The 24,507-nt window shown below is 46.9% G+C and carries 18 protein-coding genes and 1 riboswitch; of the genes, 4 read left to right on the top strand and 14 right to left on the bottom strand.

Going from position 1 to position 24,507, the window contains the following annotated elements:
- Positions 1-188 precede the first annotated feature (188 nt).
- Genes KYJ26_RS06435 through KYJ26_RS06420 form a run of 4 tightly spaced genes read right to left on the bottom strand, consistent with a single transcriptional unit; the run spans position 189 to position 5,247 of the window.
- Complete coding sequence (locus tag KYJ26_RS06435) at positions 189-1,496, bottom strand: helix-turn-helix domain-containing protein (RefSeq protein ID WP_219166464.1); 1,308 nt, start codon at positions 1,494-1,496, stop codon at positions 189-191.
- Between the two features lie 3 nt (positions 1,497-1,499).
- The gene (locus KYJ26_RS06430; protein ID WP_219166463.1) at positions 1,500-2,732 is read right to left on the bottom strand and encodes a M20 family metallo-hydrolase; all 1,233 of its coding nucleotides are present in this window, start codon (positions 2,730-2,732) and stop codon (positions 1,500-1,502) included.
- Positions 2,729-4,048, bottom strand: a complete 1,320-nt coding sequence (locus tag KYJ26_RS06425; protein WP_219166462.1) for an amidohydrolase — start codon at positions 4,046-4,048, stop codon at positions 2,729-2,731. The genes KYJ26_RS06430 and KYJ26_RS06425 overlap by 4 nt, the downstream gene beginning before the upstream one ends.
- Positions 4,045-5,247: a M20 metallopeptidase family protein gene (locus KYJ26_RS06420; protein ID WP_219166461.1), complete on the bottom strand. Its 1,203-nt coding sequence runs from the start codon at positions 5,245-5,247 to the stop codon at positions 4,045-4,047. The genes KYJ26_RS06425 and KYJ26_RS06420 overlap by 4 nt, the downstream gene beginning before the upstream one ends.
- A 261-nt stretch (positions 5,248-5,508) precedes the next feature.
- Between KYJ26_RS06420 and KYJ26_RS24190 the strand changes: the two genes are divergently transcribed.
- Positions 5,509-6,663 carry an SEC-C metal-binding domain-containing protein gene (locus tag KYJ26_RS24190; RefSeq protein ID WP_307513653.1) on the top strand — a complete coding sequence of 385 codons (1,155 nt, stop codon included), beginning with the start codon at positions 5,509-5,511 and terminating at the stop codon, positions 6,661-6,663.
- A gap of 142 nt (positions 6,664-6,805) precedes the next feature.
- On the opposite strand, the gene KYJ26_RS06410 is transcribed toward KYJ26_RS24190, so the two are convergent.
- The 8 genes from KYJ26_RS06410 to KYJ26_RS06375 form a co-directional block, all read right to left on the bottom strand.
- Positions 6,806-7,621 carry a MetQ/NlpA family ABC transporter substrate-binding protein gene (locus tag KYJ26_RS06410; RefSeq protein WP_219166460.1) on the bottom strand — a complete coding sequence of 272 codons (816 nt, stop codon included), beginning with the start codon at positions 7,619-7,621 and terminating at the stop codon, positions 6,806-6,808.
- A gap of 21 nt (positions 7,622-7,642) precedes the next feature.
- Positions 7,643-8,308: a methionine ABC transporter permease gene (locus KYJ26_RS06405; RefSeq protein WP_219166459.1), complete on the bottom strand. Its 666-nt coding sequence runs from the start codon at positions 8,306-8,308 to the stop codon at positions 7,643-7,645.
- Complete coding sequence (locus KYJ26_RS06400; protein ID WP_219166458.1) at positions 8,298-9,311, bottom strand: methionine ABC transporter ATP-binding protein; 1,014 nt, start codon at positions 9,309-9,311, stop codon at positions 8,298-8,300. Before KYJ26_RS06400 ends, KYJ26_RS06405 begins: the two co-directional genes overlap by 11 nt.
- A 71-nt stretch (positions 9,312-9,382) precedes the next feature.
- Positions 9,383-9,488: riboswitch (SAM riboswitch) on the bottom strand.
- Between the two features lie 183 nt (positions 9,489-9,671).
- Positions 9,672-10,661 carry a LacI family DNA-binding transcriptional regulator gene (locus tag KYJ26_RS06395; protein WP_219166457.1) on the bottom strand — a complete coding sequence of 330 codons (990 nt, stop codon included), beginning with the start codon at positions 10,659-10,661 and terminating at the stop codon, positions 9,672-9,674.
- 67 nt (positions 10,662-10,728) lie between these two features.
- Entirely contained in the window at positions 10,729-12,378 is a 1,650-nt protein-coding gene (locus tag KYJ26_RS06390) for a glycoside hydrolase family 13 protein (protein ID WP_219166456.1), read from the bottom strand.
- Between the two features lie 81 nt (positions 12,379-12,459).
- On the bottom strand, positions 12,460-13,290 hold the full coding sequence (locus KYJ26_RS06385) for a carbohydrate ABC transporter permease (protein ID WP_219166455.1): 831 nt from the start codon (positions 13,288-13,290) through the stop codon (positions 12,460-12,462).
- Positions 13,291-13,322: 32 nt separating this feature from the next.
- Positions 13,323-14,225, bottom strand: a complete 903-nt coding sequence (locus tag KYJ26_RS06380; protein WP_219166454.1) for a carbohydrate ABC transporter permease — start codon at positions 14,223-14,225, stop codon at positions 13,323-13,325.
- Between the two features lie 117 nt (positions 14,226-14,342).
- Positions 14,343-15,575 carry a sugar ABC transporter substrate-binding protein gene (locus tag KYJ26_RS06375; RefSeq protein ID WP_219166453.1) on the bottom strand — a complete coding sequence of 411 codons (1,233 nt, stop codon included), beginning with the start codon at positions 15,573-15,575 and terminating at the stop codon, positions 14,343-14,345.
- A gap of 375 nt (positions 15,576-15,950) precedes the next feature.
- Here KYJ26_RS06375 and bglX point away from each other — a divergent pair, with 375 nt between their 5' ends.
- Complete coding sequence (bglX, locus tag KYJ26_RS06370; RefSeq protein ID WP_219166452.1) at positions 15,951-18,113, top strand: beta-glucosidase BglX; 2,163 nt, start codon at positions 15,951-15,953, stop codon at positions 18,111-18,113.
- 19 nt (positions 18,114-18,132) lie between these two features.
- The gene (locus KYJ26_RS06365) at positions 18,133-21,465 is read left to right on the top strand and encodes a GH36-type glycosyl hydrolase domain-containing protein (RefSeq protein WP_219166451.1); all 3,333 of its coding nucleotides are present in this window, start codon (positions 18,133-18,135) and stop codon (positions 21,463-21,465) included.
- Positions 21,466-21,529: 64 nt separating this feature from the next.
- On the opposite strand, the gene chbG is transcribed toward KYJ26_RS06365, so the two are convergent.
- Together chbG and KYJ26_RS06355 are read right to left on the bottom strand one after the other, a co-directional pair.
- Entirely contained in the window at positions 21,530-22,219 is a 690-nt protein-coding gene (gene chbG, locus KYJ26_RS06360) for a chitin disaccharide deacetylase (protein ID WP_219166450.1), read from the bottom strand.
- 20 nt (positions 22,220-22,239) lie between these two features.
- Positions 22,240-22,965, bottom strand: coding sequence for a GntR family transcriptional regulator (locus KYJ26_RS06355; protein ID WP_219166449.1), 726 nt, complete (start codon positions 22,963-22,965; stop codon positions 22,240-22,242).
- 222 nt (positions 22,966-23,187) lie between these two features.
- Here KYJ26_RS06355 and KYJ26_RS06350 point away from each other — a divergent pair, with 222 nt between their 5' ends.
- Positions 23,188-24,495: a 6-phospho-beta-glucosidase gene (locus KYJ26_RS06350; RefSeq protein ID WP_219166448.1), complete on the top strand. Its 1,308-nt coding sequence runs from the start codon at positions 23,188-23,190 to the stop codon at positions 24,493-24,495.
- Positions 24,496-24,507: the final 12 nt, after the last annotated feature.

Raw genomic sequence — 24,507 nt, 5'->3', positions numbered from 1 at the left:
CGTCGCTGTCGCTCCTGCGGGGTCTCACCTATTCCGCTTTTCCCGCAGGAGTCTTCGTCTTGCACTCCAATCAACAGCTAGAACCTGCTTAATACATGGGCACAAAAAATCCGAACGAGTTAGATTCTTATCAAATCACTCGTTCGGATTTTTCTTTAACTGGAACCCTTTTGTCCCAACCTTCTTCTTTATAACTGAAATTGATACAATTTTCTTGGTCGTCCTCTTCCTCCACTTTGCTCTTCCCCGCTGATCCTCACGATGCCGATCCGTTCCATCTCAGTCAGGATTCTCCGACCGTTCCTCTCCGTGCTTTTCAGCCAGCGTGAAAGGTCCTGGGACGTGATTTCTTCTTTTTCATAATGGCGGGAAAGGGATAGGATCTTTGAGACGATGGCCGAACTGACAGATGAGTCTTTGAAGGCTTCCTTCCATTCCTCCCCCAGGTTGTTCAGGGAGTAGGTAACGGACGAAGTGGATGGAAGGATCTCCGTCACCGTCTTATCCTCATTGACACTGACCACGATGGAGGATTCGTGTTTTCTCGCATGCTGAAACGCAAGACGTACATGATGCTCCGCTTCCAATACGGTGACGCCGAATCCCAGCCCCACCCTGATATCCAGATTCGTATGAGCCTTCACTTCCTGCGTCATGGTCGAGAAGATCGATTCTTTCTCATGAAGATCAAGTTCACCGCGAGTGGTGTACACAAAGAATAACCCATCTCCCAATTGAACCATCGATCCGTTAATCTTCTGGGCAATGTCTAACAGGTTCCGCTTAAGGTCCAGCTCCTGATGCTTCATTTTATAAGAGAAATGGGATTCGTCCAGGGTTTGGGTGGAATAGATCACTTCAATTCCAACGATGGCGATTTGGGATTTCTGGTATTTCCTGGACTGTGCCCGCTCGAGTAAATATTGCAGTATCATCCGGATGGACAAATTCGTCGGAACGACACGGTAGCAAGGAATACCCATTTCAGTCAGGCGCTTTTGCACGCTTTGGATACATGTGATCGCCGCTTCAATATCCCCTTTTTCAAATAGGGAACGGTGGTAATCGACAAGGTCAGCAGCACTTCTATAGCCTTCATAAGGGTAGCTAGCGATTGTAAGCTGATCAAAGGAGTGAAATTCCACGGCCTTTTGAATTTCCTCCTTTGAAATTGTATCAATACTGATGGTATGGAATAGTCGTTGCTCCTTCATCTGTGCCTCTAATAAGGCCCCGAAGAAACTTGATCCGTGCAAAGGGGGAAAGCTCCCTTCCTTTTCTGTGATCCAGCCTTTTTCAAGGGCGTAGTAAAAAGGAGACTGTCCCGAGAAGAACCATTGATCAACAAGACCGCGATTCTTTTCCAGGATGTTCTCTATTTCATCTACTTTATCGTAAGGGAAGTTCATAAGTTCAATATTTTCAAAAAACGTTGCTACATGATTGATCCGCTTGATCGAATCGTCCGGACCGATGACACCAATTTTAATCAACAATGATCATTCACCTGCTTCTTGCTGCAATACTTCAGCTAGAATTTCGACTCCCGCATATAAGTCTTCGAGCGAACTATATTCCTTTGGATGATGACTGATCCCTTTTTCACAAGGAATGAACACTAAAGCGGAGGGCCATTTCGCAGCCATATTCATGACATCATGCCCCGCCCCGCTGTCCATTTCAAAGGTTCTGTAACCGAGACTCTCCCCGGCGGACTTCACCCTGGCGGTCAGCTTTTCATCCAAAAGGATAGAAGGGTTATCTACAAGAGTTTCCACCTTGATTGTAACATTAAATTCATTCTCCAGGCTTCGGCATTGATCGATGATTTTTTCTGCCATGATCTGTTTTAAGGAATCATCGACGGACCGGATATCGATGCCTGCTTCAGCATATCCGGGGATGACATTCATGACATTCGGTTTCACGTCCAAAGTGCTGACGGTTGCAACGAGAGGTTTTGGTAATTCACCGGAAAGTTTTTCTGCCTCTTCTGATACGAATGTGATGAGCGGGGCAAGGACCACAAGGGCGTCGGATCTTTTTCCCATGGGAGTCGTACCCGTATGTCCGGCCATTCCCTCGACTTTCACTTTTAGCCGGATGGGGCAGGCCACACCGCGGACGATTCCGAGTTGTGCTCCATGATCTTCGATTTGGGTGCCCTGTTCGATATGGAGTTCAATGAACGAATGGATGTCGTCTTCCGTTCGTTCAGCTTTTTCGATAGTTTCCCAGTCTAACCCTGTTGATTCCACAGCTTCTCTAATGGTGGTCCCATGGCGGTCTTTTACGTTTTCTACCGATTTATCAAGGATTCCTGCGACACTCTTACTTCCTATAGTCGAGACTCCGAATCGGGCTGATTCTTCAGAGGCAAAGCAGACTACTTCTATGGAATGATGAGGCTTGAACCCCCGTTCTTTCAGTACTTTAACCGCTCCAAGGCTACAGAGGACCCCGGCTTGGCCGTCATAGCCCCCTCCATTTTCAACTGTGTCAAGATGGGAACCTGTCAGGACGGCTCGAGGATTTCCCCCCTCCCATCTCGCAAAGAGGTTCCCTGCTTGATCTTTCCGCACTGATAATCCAAGATTCTCTGCCACTTCACGGAAGACATCCATCGCAGCCAGCTCTTCCTTTGAATATCCCAACCTTGTAAATCCGTCAGGCTGCTCCATCGTATCGACAAGATTTAAAGCTTTTAAATTTGTATCCAGCCATTCTTTCAATTGATACCCTCCTCTTTTAGATGCGACCGTTTTAGGATCAGGCGGGCGAAGGCATCGACCGCAACCTGCAGGACCCCTTCATCAAAATCGAATTCTTCATGATGATGTCCGTTTTTTAAAGGGGTTCCAAACACCATGAACGTTGCACTTCCGCCCTGCTTCTGTACTTCGTCGATCATATAGGTCACGTCCTCTGACGCCTTTAAAGGCAATGCATCAAGAACTTCTGATAGATAAGGACTTTCCTCTGCGACTTCTGTTAACCACTGGATCCACTCATGGTCGCACTCGGCTTCCATCGTCTCTCCGACCACCTCGATGTTCGTTTCCACCCCATGAAGGTCACCTGATGCTTGGAGGATCCGTCGGGCTTCCCTGACCATATATTGATTGATCGCAGTCGTTTCTCCCCTCGTTTCCATTTCAAGCTGTGCTTCATCAGCGATGATGTTTCGACCTGTTCCGGCTTCAAGCTTCCCGACGTTGACTCTGGTCGCCCCATCTGAATGGCGCGGAATGGTATATAGGTGAAGACTGGCAGCAGCTGCAGCCAGTAGAGCATTCTTGCCTTTCTCGGGCTCGAGGCCAGCGTGTGCGGCTTTCCCTTTATACGTGACGTTGATTTTCGAGGAAGCCAAAAAAGAATTCGTTGTCGCATATACCCGTCCAAGCTTTGTATCCCGGATTCCGATATGACCGCTGGCAAAATAATCGACGTTATTGAGCCACCCCTTCTTCACCATTGCTTTGGCTCCCCGTCCACCTTCCTCCGCTGGTTGGAATAGGAGGGTGAACCTGCCTTGAAGTTCCTCTTTGTATGCAGATAAAAATCTTGCCACGCCTATCCCGATGGCCGCGTGGCCGTCATGTCCGCAGGCATGCATGACGTTTTGCCGGCGGGAGTTGAATGTCTCACTTGTGGGAAAATGCTCCGGATTAGAAGATTCCTTAATGGGCAAAGCGTCGATATCAAACCGGAAGGCCATGTGAGGTCCGGGCTTTCCTGTGTCAAAGGTGGCGGCCAATCCCGTATGTCCGCCTTTCATTTGATGGAGCCAACTCTCTTCAACCCCTTCTTTCAGGGCATGCTCTTCTTGAAGGAATAAATATTCCTGTGACGGAACCCCCATTCGGTGTTTAGATGATAAAGCCTCCTTTCCAAGGTACAGGGTGAAACCAAGATTGGCCAATTCCTTGCCAATGAGATAGGTGGTGACATATTCAGTAAAGCCGAGTTCGGGCTTTTGATGGAAGGTACGTCTGAAAGTAGTGAGAGTCGGTTCAAGTTCTTTAATAAACTGTTCAAGTGAACTCATTGGGAAGACTCCTCTTTTTTAAGTTTCTGCAAAGTATCCAGTGTGAGCTGGACCATCACTTCCACCCCTTTAGTTAACGCCTTCTCATTCAATTTGAAACGTGGATCATGCAGGGGAAATTGCGGTTCTGCATCCTCGACAGATGTCCCAAGCCAGTAAAAGGCTCCGGGATACTTTTTGAGGAAACGGGAGAAGTCCTCCCCTCCCAATGATGGCGATACGGCTGGGGTCGCGTTTTCTCCAAGGATCTTCCGGGCAGCGTTTCGTACTTCGTCTGCCCATTCAGGAGTATTGACCGTTGCAGGATATCCGTCTAAATAGTCAATGGTCATGTGGGCATCGAAGCTTTTCCCTATCCCTTCTATGATGGAATAGAAACGATTCTTCACCATCTCTTTGACTTCGGGTTTGAAGGTGCGGATCGTTCCTTCAAGGATCACTTCATCTGCGATGACATTGTAACGGTAGCCTCCCTCGATTTTCCCGATGGTGAGGACCGCGGAATCAATGGGATCGGTGTTCCTGCTCACGATGGTCTGGAGCTGGGTGATCAGGTTATTTGCGATGATGATGGCGTCATTGGATTGATGGGGCATGCTTGCATGTCCTCCGGAACCTTTCACCTTGATTTTGAAACGGTCAGAAGCTCCCATGATTTCGTTATGTAAAACGCCGACTTCTCCGACAGGCAGATCCGGCCATACATGCTGTCCGAAAATGACGTCAGGAATGAATTCATCAAAGACCCCTTCGTCCATCATCTGCTGGGAGCCTCCAATCGGGGCGTTCTCCTCTGCCGGTTGGAAGACAAGGAGGATTGTACCCGCTAGTTCTGACTTCAACTGATTAAGGACTTTTCCTGTACCGATGAGCATGGACGTATGGGCGTCGTGGCCGCAGGCATGCATTTTATTCTGTATGGTTGATTTGTAGGGGATGTCGTTTTCCTCCTGGATCGGGAGGGCATCGATATCGGCTCTAAGAGCGACTGTTCCACCTGGCTTATCCCCTTTTATGATGCCTAGTATGCCCGTTTTGGCGTAGCCGGTTTTATAGGATATTCCAGCTTCAGAAAGCTTTTGTTGAATCGTCTTGGATGTTTCGTACTCTTCCCCACTCACCTCCGGGTTCTGGTGTAGATGTCTACGCAACTCAATGACTTCATTATCTACTGATTGGACAAGCTGCTTTAATTCCATGATAAAACTCCTTTTTCTGTCGAATGATTATTTAAGGAAAAGTTCCTTAATAATACCGTTAATATATACATTCGCTAGTAACCTGGAAAACCCTTTTAATCGACGGAACTTTTTGAGGGACGGACCTCACAGTTTTCTTATGAAATCCTGATATATTCATAACCATCACTCCTTGAGTTAACATAACTGAGGTCCGTCCCTCTTCCCTTTTCCCCTCCTACCCATTACACTGAAGGAAATATGATGATAAAGGGTGGTTAGATGAACCGTTTTGTTGAGAGGGTCGAGCCTTATTTTTTGAGTGAGGATCCGTTTGTGCAGAGATATGCGATTGAGATGTTGGAAGGTTCTTATTTGGTTAATGGTGATACATTTTTAACCGGTTTGAAAGCTCATGACCGCGGACAGGTTTCTGAATACTCTTCACCTGTACTTCCTTACTTAATGTACATGCCACTGAATGAGGAAGGGATGAAAGAGGTAGTCAAGCGGTTAAAAAGGCTGAGCAAGAAGGATACCGACGTACTCTTCTACATTCAATTAATAGCGAATGCCGATACAGAATTGCTGATAGAGTACAGTAACGATGTAAAACCTTTTTTAGATGAAGGACAACTGAAAAAGATTGCGAAGCTTCCGACTTTAAAAGATGAGGAATTATTCATGAAGCTTGCAGATGTCATGTATTACTTGGCAACGAATGAGTATGACCAGGTGTATTTCGACCATGGTAAAAGGATCATTCACGAGCTGGTTAAGAAAGGCGAAATTAAAAGCTGGGAAGTACAGATTAAAGAAGATGAGCTAGTCGGCTTCGAGATCATATACACCGTATATATGGCTGGGGAAATCCGCGAGGAGAGCGTAATCCCGCAATTAGTGAATCTATTTAAAAACGAGGAAGCAGAAGATTTGCTGTTGGAGGAAGTGGCCAATGCCCTGGTGAAAATCGGGACGGAGCAAGTGGTACAAGAAGTGGAAAAGGTCGCCTTATATGGTAACACCTATTTCTACACCTTGGACGTACTCGGAAGAATCAAAACCCCAGAAGCGGAAAAAGCCCTCTTAAGATTATTCGATCAAACAGATGACATCACCGCTAAAACATTGATCTCAGATTATTTATGTCAGCAGTTATCAATTGACGCAATTCCAAAAATCGAAGCATTCCTAGAAGAAGGCTATGATGAAAACATGCTTTGTCTGGAAGAATCCCTTTACGTCAACTGTGTCATGAACGGGATCGACCATCCGAAACTGGGCGAGTGGAGAAACCTCATCGAAGAAGTGGAAAAGCATTCATTGGATGAACAACCACTCCTCGTTACACAACCCGTCCAAACAGGAGACAAGGTAGGACGAAACGACCCATGCCCATGCGGAAGTGGAAAAAAATATAAAAAATGCTGCCTATAATAGAAGAGGGACGGACCTCCGCATTTTCATGCGGAAGTCCGTCCCTCTCACGTTTATGTGTTGGATTCGGACGAAAATAGAGGTCCGTCCCCCGAACTGGAATGTTACTCCCCTATCAATTTGATTTTGGAGGTCCGTCCCTCTACTCCATCCACTCTGGCTTACCAAAACCTTTGAATTCTTTGTCGATGACTTTTTCGAATTGATCGGCTTCGACGACGGCTTTGATGTCTTTGGCGAGTTGTGAGTCGACGTCTTTTGTGTTGACGACTACGCGGTTTCGGTATTGGTCGGGCATGTCTTCAAGCTGGAGGGCGTCAAGCAGGTCCATATCGGCTGCCAGTGCGTAGTTTCCAGGTACCGCTGATAAATCTACACTGTCTACGGCTCTTGGCAGCTGTGCCGCTTCGATCGGCTTGAATTGTAGGTTTTTCACGTTTTCAGCAATGTCTTTTTCGGAAACTGTCAATGGATCAGTGTCTGGTTTTAACGTGATCAGCTTGGCATCCTCTAAGATTTGGAACGCACGTGCCGCGTTCGTCGGGTCGTTCGGAATGGCAATGGCACTGCCTTCTTTAATATCCTCGATGGAATCAAACTTCTGTGAGTAGATTCCCATCGGAGCCGTTGGTACGACAATGACTTCGGATAAGTCCATGTTATGCTGTTTCGCGAAGGTTTCCATATAGATCTTATGCTGGAACAGGTTCGCATCCAGATCTCCCTGTGCCAGTGCGTTGTTCGGCTGGATGTAGTCACTGAATTCTTTCACTTCCACCGTATAGCCTTTTTCTTCAAGACCGGGCTTGATTGCCTTGGCTACCATATCACTGTATGGACCGGATGTCGCTCCGATGGTCACTTCTTTTTTATCTTCCGAGCTTGCCTCTTCTCCCCCACAAGCCGCTAATAAGCTCACAGTTAGTGCTAATGCTGCTACTAGAATCCACTTTTTCACTTATTGTTCCCCCTATAGTAGTTATCGTTTATCGACTAATCGTGCAAATACATCACCCGTGTATTGGATGAGTTGTACCAGACAAATCAAGATGACGACGGTGGTGATCATCACCGTGTTGTCATAGCGGTAGTATCCGAAGCGGATGGCCAGGTCCCCGACCCCTCCTCCACCGACGATGCCGGCCATGGCGGAATAGGCGACTAAACTGATCGTTGTAATCGTGATGGCCTGAATGACCGCTGGACGTGCTTCCGGCAACAGCACATCTTTGATGATCATCCAGGGACTTGCGCCTACTGAAACCGATGCTTCAATGACCCCTTTATCAATCTCGCGCAATGACGTTTCTACCATTCTCGCGAAAAACGGAATCCCCGCTACAGAAAGGGATACCGATGCCGCTGTAGGTCCGATCGTAGTCCCGGTTAATAGTTTAGTTAATGGTAAGAGTGCCACTAATAGAATGATGAACGGTACCGAACGGACCATGTTCACGACGAATCCTACGGCCTTTTTAATAAAACCGTTTTGCAGGAACAGTCCTTTGTCTGTCACGAACAGGAGAATTCCCAACGGCAATCCCACTATGATCGCTACAGCCAGCGAAATCCCCACCATATACACCGTTTCAAAAAACGCTTTATTCAACTCTGGCAAAATAGAAGACAATGAATCAGGCAGCATCCTCCAGCACCTCCAGGCTTTGTGTCTTCGCAGTGATATACTGGACGGCCGCTTCGATCTCGTCAGGTGAGCCAATCAGTTCCATGATGAAAATTCCCAGCGGCACGTCCTGGATGTATTCAATTTTGCCGTGAAGGATATTCCCCCGGACCTTATATTGCTGAAACACCTCTGATACGACGCTTTCCTCGGCAATCGATCCTTTGAATTGAATCTTGATGAGCTTCCCTTTTCTGGATTCGACCAGGTGCTGCGGCAGTTCGAATTGGAGAATCGTTTCGATGAACTGCTTCGTCAAAGGCTGTTTTGGTTCGGCAAACAAGTCATACACCGGACCTTCCTCCACGATCTTCCCGTCCTGCATCACAGCCATCCTGTCACAGATTTCTTTGACGACTTCCATCTCATGGGTGATAAGGACGATCGTCAATCCCAGTTCCTTGTTGATTTTTTTCAAAAGCTTTAAGATCGATTTGGTCGTATTCGGATCCAGGGCAGATGTCGCTTCGTCACAAAGTAATACTGATGGGTTGTTTGCAAGGGCCCTCGCGATTCCTACCCTCTGCTTTTGTCCGCCGCTGAGTTGAGCAGGATACGAATCCGCTTTATCTGAGAGACCGACCATCTCGAGGAGCTCGGTGACTCTCGGCTTGATTTTCGCTTTCGGCACATGTGCCGCTTTCAAGGCAAAAGCCAGATTGTCATAAACCGTCTTCGATTTGATCAGGTGAAAATGCTGGAAGATCATGCTCGTTTTCTGACGGGCGAGCCGGAGTCCTTTTGGCGAGAGCTTCGTAAAGTCCTGTCCATCAATGATGATCTCACCTGATGTCGGGGTCTCGAGTAGATTCAGGCAGCGGATCAATGAGCTCTTTCCCGCTCCGCTGTATCCGACGATGCCGAAGATCTCCCCTTTTCCGATGGTGACAGAAACGTTATCAACTCCAACCACCGTTTTCTTCTTTGTTTTATACGTTTTCACTAGATTCCGAATCTCGATCAATGTGCACACCCCTTTTTTTGTCCAATAAAAAATGCCTCTTTCCACTGAAAGAAGCATCGCCTGTTTATCTCGACTTATCTCTCAGAATGAAATCATTCTGCAGGAATTGGCACCGTTCCATTTCTGGAGGTTGCCGGACGTCATAGGGCCTGATCCCTCGGTCACTCTGGATAATTGAAAGTATGTAATTTTCAAAAAATAATCTTATAAAGGATAATACTGGGTATGTGAAGGGAAGTCAATAGCTGTTTTTTCGAGGATTTATATGTAAGCGCTATCTTTATTTTTATATCAATGATCTTTTCACAAATAAAAAACCTGCCCCCTCCCATACACCAAGGAAAGAGCAGGATCCATATTTTAACGTTTCTTCACTGATTCCCTTTCAACAAGCTCGGTCGTCAATTTGTAATACGAATCGACTTCTTCTTTCATGAGCATTTGAAAGATGAGATGAACGGCCAGTGCACCGGCTTCATATTTTGGCTGACGCATGGTCGTCAACGGCGGGGACACGTATTCCGACAGCTGGATATCATCGAAACCGATGATGGAGATATCCCCCGGTACGGAAATGTTTTTTTCGTTCAGTGCCTGCAGGCCGCCGATGGCCATTTCATCATTGGCGTAGAAGATGGCCTGGGGGACATCCCGTTGAGCGATCAGCATTTTGGTCGCCTGATAGCCTCCTTCACGGGTGAAGCCCCCTGAGACCTTCCATTTTGATTTATATTCGATGCCGTGCTTGTTAAGTGCCTCCCGAAAACCCTGGAAACGAAGCTCGTTGTCATGGGAGTTGTATGGTCCGCTGATAAAGGCGATATCCCTGCTGCCATTCTCGATCAAGTGCTCCGTGGCCACGAGCGCCCCGTGTACATTATCGACTTCAATCTGGGTGACGTAGTCGCTTTTGATCCCCCGGTCGAGGACCACGATGGGAAAGCCTTCCCTTGCCGACTCGAGAATCGTCTCGTCACTGATATTATGAGCGAGGATGATGACGCCGTCGACACGTTTTTCCTTCAGGAATTTCACAGCGGTCGACTGTACTCCACCGATGGAACTGCATGCGATCAAGTCATATCCGTTCGTGGAGGTGACATCCTGTACGCCCTTGATCAGTTCAGAATAATAAGGACCTGAGAGGTCGCTCAATATTAAGGCGATTGTATTGGTGCTTGTCCTTTTCAAATCGGAGGCAAGCCCGTTTTTTTGGTAATTCAATTGTTTGGCTGCTGCCAGTACCTTTTGTCTCGTTTCTTCGCTCACTTTCTTACTGTTGTTCAATGCATAAGAAGCGGTCGAAACGGCGACTCCGGAAAGCTTGGCCACATCTTTGATGGTTGCCATAAGTTCACATCCTATTGCTTCTATAAATGAAGGCATCCTTCTTCTTTCCATTATACATGAAAGCGTTTCAATTATTTGGCTGTTTTTCGATCAGATACACGACCGCTTCGTACGGACGAAGGGTGTGGATTTCCGATGGTCGTTCCCTTGTATCAGAATAGTTGCTGATGATGAGCGTTGTATGAGCATCATCGACATGTTCCGGTAATTCGAATTGGGGATTCCCCCCATAGAAATTCGCCACTACCAACAGGGTTTGTTCTTCCCATGTCCTCGTGTACGCCATGATTTCAGGGTGGTCCTCCAATAGTAATTCATATTCTCCATAAATGACGATATCCAATCGTTTCCTCAATGCGATGAGCTTTTGATAATGATAAAAGATGGAGTCTTGATTTCCCATTGCATCCAGAGCATTTATTTCGTGATAGTTCGCATTCACTTCAATCCAAGGTACCCCATTTGTAAATCCGCCATTATCATCATCATTCCACTGAAAAGGGGTCCTGGCATTGTCGCGGCCTTTTGTTCGGATCGATTGCATGATCTCCTGCTCCGGCACGCCCTCTGATTTCTTCTCTTTATAGTAATTAATGGTCTCAATATCCCGATAGCGGGTGATATCGTCCCAGTCGATATTCGTCATCCCGATTTCTTCCCCCTGGTAAATGAAAGGCGTACCCTGCATCATGTGAAGGACGGTTGCGAGCATCTTGGCGGATTCGATCCGGTATTCCTGGTCGTTCCCCCATCTAGAAACGATACGTGGCTGGTCGTGATTATTCCAGTATAAACTGTTCCATCCTTTCTGAAAAAGGGATGTCTGCCACTTGCTCAACACCTTCTTCAACTCTGTGAAATCCAGTTCCTTTAACGCCCATTTCCCTTCGCCCGCTCTTTCGTCCAGGGACATATGCTGAAAGGTGAACACCATATCGAGTTCATTCCGTCCTTTCCCTGTATAAAGCTGAGCGGTTTCCGGCGTAGCCGAAGGGGTTTCCCCCACCGTGACCGTTGGATATCGAGAGAGGACCTTTTCATTCATTTCCTGTAAGTAATCATGGAGCTTTGGCCCATCGGTCAGTACGTTTTCATCGACTTCCTTCCCGATCAGATCGATCACATCCATGCGGAATCCACTGACTCCTTTACTGAGCCAGAAGTTCATCATCTTGTACAGATGCTCACGGACTTCCGGGTTATGAAGATTGAGGTCGGGCTGTTTTTTGCTGAAGAGATGAAAGTAATACTCGTCTGTCCGTTCATCCCATTCCCAAGCGGATCCGCTGAAGACGGAGGTGATATCACTTGGGGGACCGCTCTCACTCTCTCTCCAAATATAATAATCCCGATAAGGGTTTTCCTTTGATTTCCTCGACTCCTTGAACCAGTGGTGCTCATCTGACGTATGGTTGATGACGAGGTCCATCATGATGTGGATGTCCTGCTCCTTTGCTTCCTCTATTAATCTCTCCATGTCGTCCATCGTACCGAAATCGGACATGATGTCATAATAGTTGCTGATGTCGTAGCCGTTGTCATCGTTCGGGGATTGATAGACAGGGCTTAACCAGATGATATCGATTCCGAGAAGCTGGAGATAATTAAGCTTTTCGATGATGCCTTCGAGATCCCCGATTCCGTCCCCGTTGGAATCATTGAAGCTTCTCGGATATATTTGATAAATTGTGGATTTCTGCCACCATGCTTTTTCCATCGTTTCACCTCATGTTTTCAACTACTAATCAAAGAAATGTACCAGGTACAATCATCCTGATTTGTACCTGGTACACGTCACTCACTTAATGCCCGACATCGTAAATCCTTCGACGATATACTTCTGGAAGAAGGAGAAGATGATGATGATCGGTACGACCATGAAGGCAGCCCCGGCCATCTGCAGGCCGAAATTGTTGGCATATTGTCCCTGCAACAATGAAAGTCCGACAGACAATGTGTAGAGACTTTCATCGTTGGCAATGATCAACGGCCATAAGAAGCTGTTCCATGCTCCGATAAACGTCAGGATTCCCTGCACGGCGAAGATCGGCTTTGCGATCGGCACGATCAACCGGAAGAAAATATAGAATTCCCCTGCCCCGTCGAGCCTGGCTGCTTCGATCAGGTCCGTCGGGATCGTCGTCATGAACTGCCTGAATAAGAAAATACTGAAGGCAGCGGCGAGACCAGGCAGCACGATCCCCGTCATGGTATTTGTCAGTCCCATTTCATTCAGGATCAAATAGACCGGGATCATCGTAACCTGTGCCGGGATCATCATCGTGGCGAGCACGATATAGAAGATTTTCTCCCTGCCTTTGAATTGATACTTGGCAAATCCATACCCGGCCATGGCATTAAAGAATAAGCCAACAAAAGAGAATAACACGATGATCAGGGTGTTTCGTAAATACACACCGAAATTCATGCTTTCAAATAAATTTACGTAATTTTCGAGTGTCGGATTTTCCGGAATCAGGCTTGGCGGAATTTGGAGCACTTCGCTTTCCGGCTTGAATGAGCTTGAGATCATCCATATGAAAGGAACGGAGACAATGATGCCTCCGAGAGCAAGCAACAGGATGATAAAGAGCTTTTCCACCTTCGTTTTCGTTGTTTTGGTTTTCATATATTCAGCCCCGATACTGTATAGTTTCGTTCTTAATATTCTGTATCAGATTTTCTCATCTTGAATTGAAGAAGCGTGATGATAATGATGATGATGAACAGGATGAATGATCCTGCTGCCGCATAGCCAAATTCACTGAACTGGAACCCTTTTTGATAGATGAAGAGTGCCATCGAGATCGTTCCGTCAAGAGGACCTCCATTCGTCATGACAAATGGTTCTTCGAAGAATTGCAGCCATCCGATCAGTGTCGTGACCGTGACGAAGAAAGTGGCATAGCGCAGTAACGGGATCGTGACATTCCACAGTACCTGCCAGCGGTTCGCCCCATCCATTTCCGCCGCTTCATAATAAGACTTTGGAATACCCTGCAGGGCAGCGAGAAAGATGATCATATTGATCCCGACCCCTTTCCATACGGCTAACACAATCAACGATAGCTTGGCGATCGTTGGCTCTCCTAACCAAGGAATCTTCCCGACATCGAGCAGTGATAAAATATAGTTGAATAATCCGTATTCCGTATTGTATAAGAACCCCCAAATGACGGCAACGGCGATGATATTCGTAATCGAAGGCATGTAGTATACGCCCCGGAATACCGTAAACAGCTTACTTGTCCCATAGTTCAACAGTAGGGCGATACCCAGTGAGAACATGATGACAAGCGGCACTCCGATGATGACATAAAATAATGTGTTGAAGATCGACTTATGAAACAACTCGTCAGAAAATAAGGCAGAATAATTGTCCATGCCGATGAAGCTGACATTCGACCAGTCGGCGAGACCTTTTAGGTCAAGGTCTGTGAAACTGATCAAAAACGCTACGATAATAGGAACAATACTGAAAACGGTCAAAATGATCACTGCAGGAGCAATAAACACATAGGGATGCTTATTTTTATTGATGCTGTTTTTCCATCCATTGCTCATGATATCCCACCTATCTAAACGTACGCAAAATGATTCTAAAAATGGAGTTCAGGCTGTACGCCTGTAACTCCATTTTATTTTTATGCAAGCGTCGGTTTTGTTTATTGGTCTTGCTTACTATTCTACGATTTCATTTGCTTTCTTGTTGAAGTTCTCAAGCTCTTTGTCCACATCGGCTCCACCGACCGTGATCTTTTCAATGGTAGAAAGGAACTCTTGTGCAATCACTTCAAATTCTTTGATTTGCGGTGATGCTTTCGTATTTTCCAATTGTTGACCGAAAACGGATAGCATCGGATCTTCTTTCAGCTTCGGCTCCTCCCATGCATCGACACGTGAAGGAAGTGTATTTGATACGTCCAGCCATTCCATTTGCGTGTCCACTTTATTCATATATGAAATGAATTTCAGGGACTCGTCCACATTCTCAGAATTATGGAAGACGGATAGATTCGATCCACCCATGCTTGAAGTGTTCGTTTCTTTCTTAGGCATGACGGCTACAGCCCATTTATCCTTTAAGTCAGGTGCCTGGTCGTTGATAATGTTGATCATCCAAGGACCACTGAAGAACATTGGCTTCATGCCGTCTTTAAATGCCTGTACGATATCGATTCCTTCTGTTGTAGGACTGATTCCTTCTTTGAAGTAGTCTGTGTAATACTGTGTCGCTTCTTTGAATTCAGGGGAATCAAAGTTCATCTTATCTTTTCCTTCGAACTCATATCCATTCTGCCATGCAAAGATGAATGGAGTGATCTGGTCATTTCGGTCGATATCAAGACCGTATACATCATCCCCGCGGTCATTCAGTTTCCCTGCGGCATCCTTCAGTTCATCCCACGTAGCAGGTGCCTTGTCGTAGCCGACTTCTTTCAATAGATCTGTGCGATAGTATAGTACGCGTGTATCGATATACCATGGAACTCCGATAACTTTATCGTCATACTTCATAGAAGTGACGGAGCCTTCGAAGTAATTTTCCGGTTTGAATTCCGGATAATCTTCCAAATAAGGAGTCAAGTCGAGCAGCGCCCCTGCATCAGCGAATTCAGGTACCCAAGTTGTTCCTAATTGAAGGACATCCGGGCCATTTCCGGAAGCGACGGCCGTCAGTAATTTATCATGTGCATTTCCCCAAGGGATCGCTTGTATTTTCACTGAGATATCTTTGTTTTCTTCTTCAAACTTCGAAGCCATTTCCTTTAACTTCTTACCTTCTTCACCCATCGCCCAGACGGTGATTTCTTTCTTCCCATCCTTCGATTCACCGTTGCCTCCGCAAGCGGTAAGGATCGTGGACAACGCCAGAAGACCGATCAGCAGTAAAGACCACATTTTCTTTCTCATGTTTCCCCATCTCCATTTCCATTGGTTTTTAAACTTGTAAAAATGGTAAAGCGTCATTGAATGAGACTTCGTTGATTGTTATTCTGAAAAATCATTCAAGTTATTGAAACGTTTCGATGACTATATTATAATCAAACGTGTATACGCTTTCAACACTTTTTTAGAAATTACTGAATTGAAAATGAATTAAGCTCGCCCCAAGCCTCTACATTACCAATAAAACACTGATACATCGAGGTCATAGGTAGTTTTTGGATACCACAATCCGGGTTGACGGCTGAAGGGAACGCGCTTATAATTCAACTCAATTGTTATTCGAAACGTTTCACTAATTCACACACCTTTATGAAAAATTTCAATACAGGGGGCCTACCAATGAGCGAAAACAAGCTGCAATCATTATTGGAACAAATGACGTTAGATGAAAAGATCGCCCAGCTGATGCAGTTAGCAACGCCTTTTTTCAAAGGGGCTAAAGAGCAGGGTCAGATTACAGGACCGATGGCAGAGATGGGAGTGTCCGGCGATACCGTCCAGAACAGCGGATCGGTCCTCGGGGCATCCGGTGCACAGGAAATCATCAATATACAACGCACCCACCTGGAAGAGAACCGGTTGGGTATCCCGCTTCTCTTCATGTCCGATATTGTCCACGGCTTTAAGACGATCTTCCCGGTCCCACTGGCGATCGGCTGTTCATGGGATCTCGAACTGACGGAAAAAAGTGCGGAGATTGCAGCGAGGGAAGCTTCCGTTTCCGGCGTCCATGTCACGTTTGCCCCGATGGTCGATCTTGTGAGGGACCCCCGCTGGGGAAGAGTGATGGAATCGACGGGAGAAGACCCTTTCCTTAATAGTGAATTCGCACGGGCTTTCGTCCGCGGTTTCCAAGGGAAAGAGTTGACGACGGATACAGAACGGGTGGCTGCCTGTGTGAAGCATTTCGCCGCATACGGGGCACCAGAAGGCGGACGTGATTACAATACCGTCGATATGTCCGAACGGGAGCTTCGGGAGAATTACCTTCCTGCCTATCAAGCGGCCCTGGATGAAGGCTGTGAAATGGTGATGACTGCCTTTAACACGGTCTTCGGGATTCCTGCAACCGGGAACAAACGGTTGATGCGAGAGATGCTGCGTGAAGAAATGGGCTTTGACGGAGTCCTCATTTCCGATTGGGGAGCCGTGAAGGAAATGATCCCCCATGGAGTGGCGGAGAATGAAAAAGAAGCGGCTTTAAAGGCGATTACGGCCGGCCTTGATATTGAGATGATGACGACCGCCTATGTGCATCACTTAAAAGAACTCGTAAAAGAACAAATGGTAGACGAGTCACTGATTGATGAAGCCGTATTGCGGATTTTACAGTTGAAGCAGAAGCTCGGCTTGTTCGAGAATCCGTATCGTGGCGCAAATGCAGATTTGGAAGCGGAAGTGATCATGAGCGCAGCACATCGAAAAGCCGCACGGGAACTGGCAGGGAAATCCTCTGTATTGTTAAAAAACGAACATCACGTCCTCCCACTTAAAAAGGAACAAAAAGTGGCGCTGATCGGTCCTTTCGCGGAGAGCGGGGACATATTGGGACCGTGGTCCTGGCTTGGATCAAGGGATGACGCCGTTACAGTGAAAGAAGGAATCCTTTCAAAAATTGGCTCCTTGACCGTCGCCAAAGGGTGTGACATTGAGACGATCACAGACGCACAAATAAAAGAAGCGGTGAAAGCAGCCGAGAATGCGGATGTCATCGTATTGGCCTTAGGGGAAGATTCCGATATGAGCGGTGAAGCCGGATGCAGGGCGAATATCCAGCTCCCTTCTGCTCAATTACAACTCATCAGGGAATTAAAAACGCTGGACAAGCCAATGGTGGCGGTCCTCTTTAATGGACGTCCACTCGACCTTCATGGAGTATTGGACGAAACCGACGCAGTATTGGAAGCTTGGTATCCGGGTACAGAAGGCGGACACGCCGTTGCCGACTTATTGTACGGAGACGTGAATCCTTCCGGGCGGTTAACGATGTCCTTCCCTTATCATGTCGGGCAGGTTCCCGTTTATTATAACCACTTCAATACCGGGAGACCTCAAGGCGCACCCGATGCCCAGGAACGATATGTGTCACAATACCTGGACATCCCGAACGAGCCGCTGCTTCCATTCGGATACGGTTTGAGCTACACGACGTTTACGTATTCCGACTTGAAATTGACCTGTGAAACGATGACCGAAGAACAGCCACTGGACATTTCCATTACTGTTCTGAATGACGGTCCTGTCGCTGGCGAGGAAGTCGTACAGCTCTATATTCGCGATCACAGCGGTGAAGTCATCCGCCCTGTGAAGGAATTGAAGGATTTCAGGAAAATCAGCCTGAAGCCCGGTGAAGCGACAGATATCACGTTTACGTTAACGGAAGATCAGTTAAGATATCATCACTCAGACCTTCAGTTTAAGAGTGACCCGGGAATGTTTACGGTTTATATAGGAAGAAACAGCAAGGACACCATGGAACACACGTTCAAATTGGAAAAATAAAAGAATCGAGGGGAAAACGATGCATTCACATACTCAATTAACATCCGGAGAGCTTGTATTCGATTTTTTAAAAAGCGGTGACCTTTTCGCCGTCACACATAAACAGACGATGATCAACCAGCTCATGACGAATCCGATCGACGGTTCACTCAATAATCTGTATCTTCGCGTTCATGAGCCGGCCGGTATCCACTCCATCCCTTTGATCGGGGCGAAATCGTCAAGCACTGTTCAATTCGCTGAATCCCAAGTTAGATGGACGGGAACACATGAGACAATTTCATATGAAGTCATATTTACGTTAACAAGTAAAGGCATCTGGTTCTGGGATGTGATGCTTGATGGGTCTGACGCTGAAGTGGACGTCCTTTACGGACAGGATCTCGGTCTTGCAGATAAGGGGGCCGTCCGTTCCAACGAAGCGTATATGTCACAGTACATCGATCACAAGGTGTTTCAGGATGAAGAGAAGGGATACGTCCTTTGTTCACGGCAGAACCAGCCGCAATCAAGCGGGTTTCCGTATATTCAACAGGGCTCCCTCGGCAGGGCAAAGAGCTATTCCACCGATGGTTTTCAATTCTACGGGTTATCATACAAAGACACCAACGAACCACAGGCTTTAAAAGAAGAATCCCTTGCAAATGAAGTCTATCAATACGAGTTTGCTTATACGGCACTTCAATCCGAAAAAGTCGAACTCAACGGTTCTCAGCACTTTGTGTTCTACGGGGTGTTCAAAGAACATCACGAAACGGCCATCACTTCACTGGAATTCCAGGAAGACATAAAAGCTGCCCGGGAAGAAGCCGTAAACTTCAAATCGGAATTTCAGGAACCACAGGAATCAGTACGGTTCAACCCGGAAATCGGACAGCCACTACGTTCCCTATCCATGACAGAGGAAGAAGTCGGTGCCTATTTCCCAACGAGGCATAATGAAGAACGCGAAGGTGATTCCCTGCTCTCCTTCTTCACCGATACCCATGAACATGTCGTGTTGAAAGAGAAAGAATTGATAACGGAAAGACCCCATGGACATATTCTGATGTCTGGGAATAACCATCAACTGAAAGAAGACACCATCACGACGACTTCATTCATGTATGGATTATTCAATTCACAGCTCGTGGTCGGCAATACGTCCTTTAATAAAATGTTGACCAATCAACGAAATCATCTGAACATCATGAAAACGTCCGGCCAGCGGATTTACATCGAAATCGATGGATCGTATCGTTTACTCACCATGCCTTCCATGTTCGAGATCGGGTTCAACTATGCCCGCTGGTACTACAAAACAGCCGATGATACGATCATCATCAGCAATTACACAGTCGTCGATTCTCCTGAAGTACAGCTTCATGTTGAGTCAAAAAACAACGTGAAATACCGTTACCTCGTCACCAATCAGGTGTCCATGAACAACAATGAATATGAAGTCGGGTATCACGTGGAGCAAGAAAACACTATGCTGACGATCACAGCCGACCCACAATCTGAGAGCAGCAACGTTTTCCCGGAATTAACTTATCGGATGAAAGTGGATGGTGCCTCCATTGAAACAGGGAACGAAGAAGTAATCGCACAACACGTTGAAAAAGATTCCGCTTCCCTCCTCGTGATGAATGTAAGTGAAACGTCTCAATGGAAGATGACGATTCAAGGATTGCTTGACGGGAAAGAGCTGCCATTGAAGGAGCGGGACATGACAGAAGAAATCGAAGCATATCGCGCTTACTATCATGAGGTCATGAACGGATTCAGACTCTCTTTAGGAGAGAACGTTCCTGCTGAATTGGAAAAAGTGAACGCACTCGCCTGGTGGTACACCCATAATATGCTCGTCCACTATTCCGTCCCCCACGGACTGGAACAATACGGCGGCGCGGCATGGGGTACCCGGGATGTATGTCAGGGGCCGACAGAATACTTCATGGCCACCCAAAACTATCAATCGGTCAAAGAAATCATCAAAACCGTCTACTCCCATCAATATGAAGATGACGGCAACTGGCCTCAATGGTTCATGTTTGACCGCTACTTCAAGTTCCAACAGGACGACAGCCACGGGGATATCATCGTATGGCCGTTGAAAGTCGTCAGTGATTACATCGCCGCGACGAACGATCATGCTATCCTGCATGAGAGAATCCCTTATACCGATCGGGATGGATTTGGTTTTACAGAAGAAAAAGAAACGCTGCTTCATCATATACAAAAGGAAATCTCCTACATCAAGGAGAACTTCCTCCATGACACCTTCCTCTCTTCTTATGGAGATGGCGACTGGGATGACACCCTGCAGCCTGCCAACGCTCAATTGAAGAAATACATGGCAAGCAGCTGGACCGTCGCCCTTACGTATCAAGTGCTTGTGAAGCTTGGAACGGTGCTTGAGGGTACATTCGATCAGGAGGCACAGGAAATCAGTGCACTGGCTAAAGGCATACAAAAGGATTTCAATACGTATATCCTGAAGGATGACGTCATTCCTGGATTTGTGTATATGGAGGAGCCGGGGAGCCTTGAGTTCATGGTTCATCCAACCGATACAAAGACCGGTATTCATTACCGACTGCTGCCGATGAACCGGAGCATCATTTCCGAGCTATTCACACCAGAACAGGCAGACGCCCATTACCAGCTGGTGAAGGAGCATCTGTATTGTCCGGATGGAGTACGCTTGATGAACCGTCCCGCCAAGTACGAAGGCGGGGTAAGCACCCACTTCAAGCGGGCCGAGCAGGCATCGAACTTCGGCCGTGAAATCGGGCTTCAATACGTCCATGCCCACATCCGCTATGTGGAAGCGATGGCGAAGCTTGGGAAAACCGATGAAGTGTGGAATGGATTGCAAATCATCAACCCGATCGGCCTGAAAGACGTCGTGCCGAATGCGGAGAGAAGACAAAGCAATGCCTACTTCAGCAGCTCCGACGGCAAATTCAATACCCGCTACGAAGCACAGGAACGCTTTAACGAACTTCGTAATGGCAGCGTGCCTGTGAAAGGCGGATGGAGAATCTACTCCAGCGGGCCGGGAATTTATATGAATCAGCTTATTTCAAACTGCCTGGGCATTCGCCAGGAAGGCGGATATCTGATCATCGACCCGGTGCTTCCGGACAACCTCGACGGTTTGAGAATGGAATTCCAGATCATGAACCGTCCTGTTACGTTCGTCTATCACCTTGGGGATTCCGACACAAAACAGGTTGTGGTGAACGGAGAGGAAATACCATTTGAACCGTTGACCAACCGTTATCGTCAAGGCGGGGTAAAATTGAAACGTCTGAAGCTTGAGGCTTTGCTCGGTGAGGAATCAAATACGATTGAGCTCTACATTTAATTTTCACATGATAAAAGAGGCATGGGGAACCAATATACTGGTTCCCCATGCCTCTTCATATTTGTTATAACAAATCCAAATCGGTTAACACGTCCAACTCCCTTAACCGCTCCTCACAGTAAGAAGAATTCTCTTTTAAAAAGGAGTCGACATATGCAGGATGACACATCACCTCGAGGGTCTCCCCCTCCCGCCTGTTCACCAACATCCTTTTTAATCCTGCCACCGACACCCCTTCCCCGTAAAAATCCATGGAAAACCGATCGGTCAATAGGTTCATTCCTTCTACATCCTCTTCAAACACATTTCGGACAGGCACCCCATACCGTTCCGACAACCTTTTCACCACTGGGATCAAGGGGCGGAAGCTATGTACATGATGGTGACTGTCAATATGGGAAAGAGGCAAACCGAAGGATAAAAACCGATCAACCTGCGTTTCCCATTCCCATTCAACCTCATCCACATTGATTTCTTTCTCTTCGAAAATCCGGCTCGTATATCGGAAATACCCTTTCTCATCCACTAGCGACGGAACGCTTCCTGAAACCGGTCTTCCACATGTCAACGACAAGTGAATGCCGACCTGCAGTTCCGGATGAAGCCGCGCGAGTTCCACGGCATGCTCTGTTCCCGGCATGTTGACGAGCATCGTCGTGGAGTTGACGACGCCAAAACGGTGACTGTCCAATATGCCGTGATTCACCCCCCGGCATAAACCAAAATCATCGGCGTTGATGATCACCTTTCTCATATTCCCCCATCCCCTTTTCTCTAATAGGTTCGTTCTACAAGAAAACTGGCTTTATCCCCTCTAAAGACCGCTTTGGAAAACTCGATGACCGAACCATCCTCAAGAAAGGCCGTGGTTTCGATCATGAAGCACGGTGTCCCCTCTGGCACTTCAAGCTTCTCGGACACCCGTTCGTCGGCTAAAAATAACTCGATGGATTCTACGGTTTTTTTGATATTCAATTCAAACTGTGTTTCCAGCAGTTTGTAGAGGGATTTCTCACATTCATCTTTGTCGAGACCCGGTGTTTTGTACCAAGGTAGGTATGCAACCTCATACTGCAGAGGTAAACCGTCCGAATAACGAACCCTTTCCAAACGATTGACCGGGTCCCCATTCTTCAGTTCCAATGCCTTTTCCACTGCGGATTCTGCCGGGATCACGTTTAGGCTGAGAACCTTAATCTTCGGCTTTTTCCCCTGTAATCGCAGTTGTTCCGTATAATTGTCGATCGTAGAGGAAAGGATCTGACTGACTTTCTCTTCCGCCACAAAGGTACCCCTTCCCTGTTCCCGATAGACATAGCCTTCAAGGGTCAGCTGCTGGAGGGCGGTCCGGATTGTCGTGCGGCTAACGTTGAACGTGTCACAAAACTCCGCTTCCGTCGGCAGTTTACTATTCGGCTCGTACTCTTTATTTTTAATCATTTCAATGATCTTTTCCTTCACATGTGAATGCAGGGCCTTTGGTTCTTGTGTGTCTTTCATCTTGTTTCTCCCTTCCACTTTCTTCCTACACTTGTTATAACACATTCACGTTCATTTCTCTATCCATACTTCATCTTATCATAAAACAAATTCATTATTACAAATAAATTTAAAAGAGACATATTTTTATAATTTGTTATTACAATATATAGACGAGCAAAAATTTGTATGATACATTATTAAAAACAGAAACCGCTTTCACGGTGAAAGGAGTTCGACAAAATGTCATTAAAGGTAGTCATTATCGGAGGCGGATCAAGCTATACACCTGAGATCATCGAAGGGTTCATCAAGAGGCACCGTCATTTTCCCGTGTCGACGATTACGCTGGTAGATATCGAAGCAGGAAAAGAAAAGCTTGAAATTGTTGGGCAATTTGCTCGTCGCATGATCAAGAAAGCCGGTGCCCCCATTGAGTTGGAGTGGACTCTCGATCGGAAGGAAGCCCTGATGGGTGCCGACTACGTCACAACACAAATTAGGGTCGGTGGTCTCTCCGCCAGGGAAAAGGACGAACGGATCCCATTAAGTCACGGGGTCATCGGGCAGGAGACCAACGGGGCAGGCGGGATTTTCAAGGCCCTCCGTACCATACCCGTCCTGATGGACATGTGTCATGACATCCATACGATTTGTCCTGACGCATGGCTCATCAATTTTACCAACCCGGCGGGAATCGTCACGGAAGCTCTGCTGAAGTACAGTCCTCATAAGAAGGTCATCGGGGTTTGCAATATCCCCTTCAACATGAAGAACAGTGTGGCCGAGATGATGAATTGTGCAGCAGATGACGTACAAATCGAATTTGTAGGGATGAATCATTTTGTGTTTGGTAAGAGGGTTTGGGTCAAGGGTGAGGATATGACAAGCCTAATTCTCGATAAGTTGATTCATCAAGAAGCTGACTACTCACCGGCTAATATCGTCTCACTGGGATGGTCGAAGGAATTTTTACAGGCACTGGGCATGCTCCCGAATCCTTATCACCAATATTACTTCCAAAGGGATGCTGTATTGGAAAAGGATCTTCAAGCCTTCGAAGAAAATGGTACACGGGCAGAGGTTGTTCGAAAAGTTGAAAAAGAACTTTTCATACAATATAAGAAAGAAGAGTTGAACGAAAAACCAAAAGAACTGGAAAATCGGGGAGGTGCCTACTACAGTGATGCTGCCTGCAGCCTGATGGAAAGCATCTACACCAACAAGGGGGACATCCAGACCATCAACACACAGAACAACGGATCCATCCCGGACCTTCCACACGACGCCGTCATCGAAGTGAACGCCGTCATTACGAGGGACGGACCTCAACCGCTGACGGTCGGACCGCTTCCTCCATCTGTCAAAGGAATCATCCAGCAGATGAAAGCGTTCGAGGAGCTGGTCATACGGGCTGCAAGGTCCGGGGAGTACACTCATGTCTATCAGGCCATGGTGATGAATCCGTTAGTACAGAACGAAGGGGTAGCAAGACAGCTGGTCGATGAATTATTGGAAGCTCACAAAGAGTTTCTGCCGCAATTCAATTAATCTAGCAAATGG

The sequence above is a fragment of the Rossellomorea orangium genome (assembly GCF_019334305.1).
Taxonomy (GTDB): domain Bacteria; phylum Bacillota; class Bacilli; order Bacillales; family Bacillaceae_B; genus Rossellomorea.
The sequence above is the reverse complement of the archived record's forward strand: the minus strand, read 5'-3'. Positions and strand labels throughout refer to the sequence as shown.

What these genes read in the sequence shown, in the direction of transcription:
- KYJ26_RS06425 (WP_219166462.1), bottom strand. Translation starts at nt 4,048, where the DNA reads ATGAGTTCACTTGAACAGTTTATTAAAGAACTTGAACCGACTCTCACT.
- KYJ26_RS06350 (WP_219166448.1), top strand. Translation starts at nt 23,188, where the DNA reads ATGTCATTAAAGGTAGTCATTATCGGAGGCGGATCAAGCTATACACCT.
- KYJ26_RS06420 (WP_219166461.1), bottom strand. Translation starts at nt 5,247, where the DNA reads ATGGAATTAAAGCAGCTTGTCCAATCAGTAGATAATGAAGTCATTGAG.
- KYJ26_RS06405 (WP_219166459.1), bottom strand. Translation starts at nt 8,308, where the DNA reads ATGCTGCCTGATTCATTGTCTTCTATTTTGCCAGAGTTGAATAAAGCG.
- KYJ26_RS24190 (WP_307513653.1), top strand. Translation starts at nt 5,509, where the DNA reads ATGAACCGTTTTGTTGAGAGGGTCGAGCCTTATTTTTTGAGTGAGGAT.
- chbG (WP_219166450.1), bottom strand. Translation starts at nt 22,219, where the DNA reads ATGAGAAAGGTGATCATCAACGCCGATGATTTTGGTTTATGCCGGGGG.
- KYJ26_RS06390 (WP_219166456.1), bottom strand. Translation starts at nt 12,378, where the DNA reads ATGGAAAAAGCATGGTGGCAGAAATCCACAATTTATCAAATATATCCG.
- bglX (WP_219166452.1), top strand. Translation starts at nt 15,951, where the DNA reads ATGAGCGAAAACAAGCTGCAATCATTATTGGAACAAATGACGTTAGAT.
- KYJ26_RS06375 (WP_219166453.1), bottom strand. Translation starts at nt 15,575, where the DNA reads ATGAGAAAGAAAATGTGGTCTTTACTGCTGATCGGTCTTCTGGCGTTG.
- KYJ26_RS06365 (WP_219166451.1), top strand. Translation starts at nt 18,133, where the DNA reads ATGCATTCACATACTCAATTAACATCCGGAGAGCTTGTATTCGATTTT.
- KYJ26_RS06380 (WP_219166454.1), bottom strand. Translation starts at nt 14,225, where the DNA reads ATGAGCAATGGATGGAAAAACAGCATCAATAAAAATAAGCATCCCTAT.
- KYJ26_RS06395 (WP_219166457.1), bottom strand. Translation starts at nt 10,661, where the DNA reads ATGGCAACCATCAAAGATGTGGCCAAGCTTTCCGGAGTCGCCGTTTCG.
- KYJ26_RS06355 (WP_219166449.1), bottom strand. Translation starts at nt 22,965, where the DNA reads ATGAAAGACACACAAGAACCAAAGGCCCTGCATTCACATGTGAAGGAA.
- KYJ26_RS06385 (WP_219166455.1), bottom strand. Translation starts at nt 13,290, where the DNA reads ATGAAAACCAAAACAACGAAAACGAAGGTGGAAAAGCTCTTTATCATC.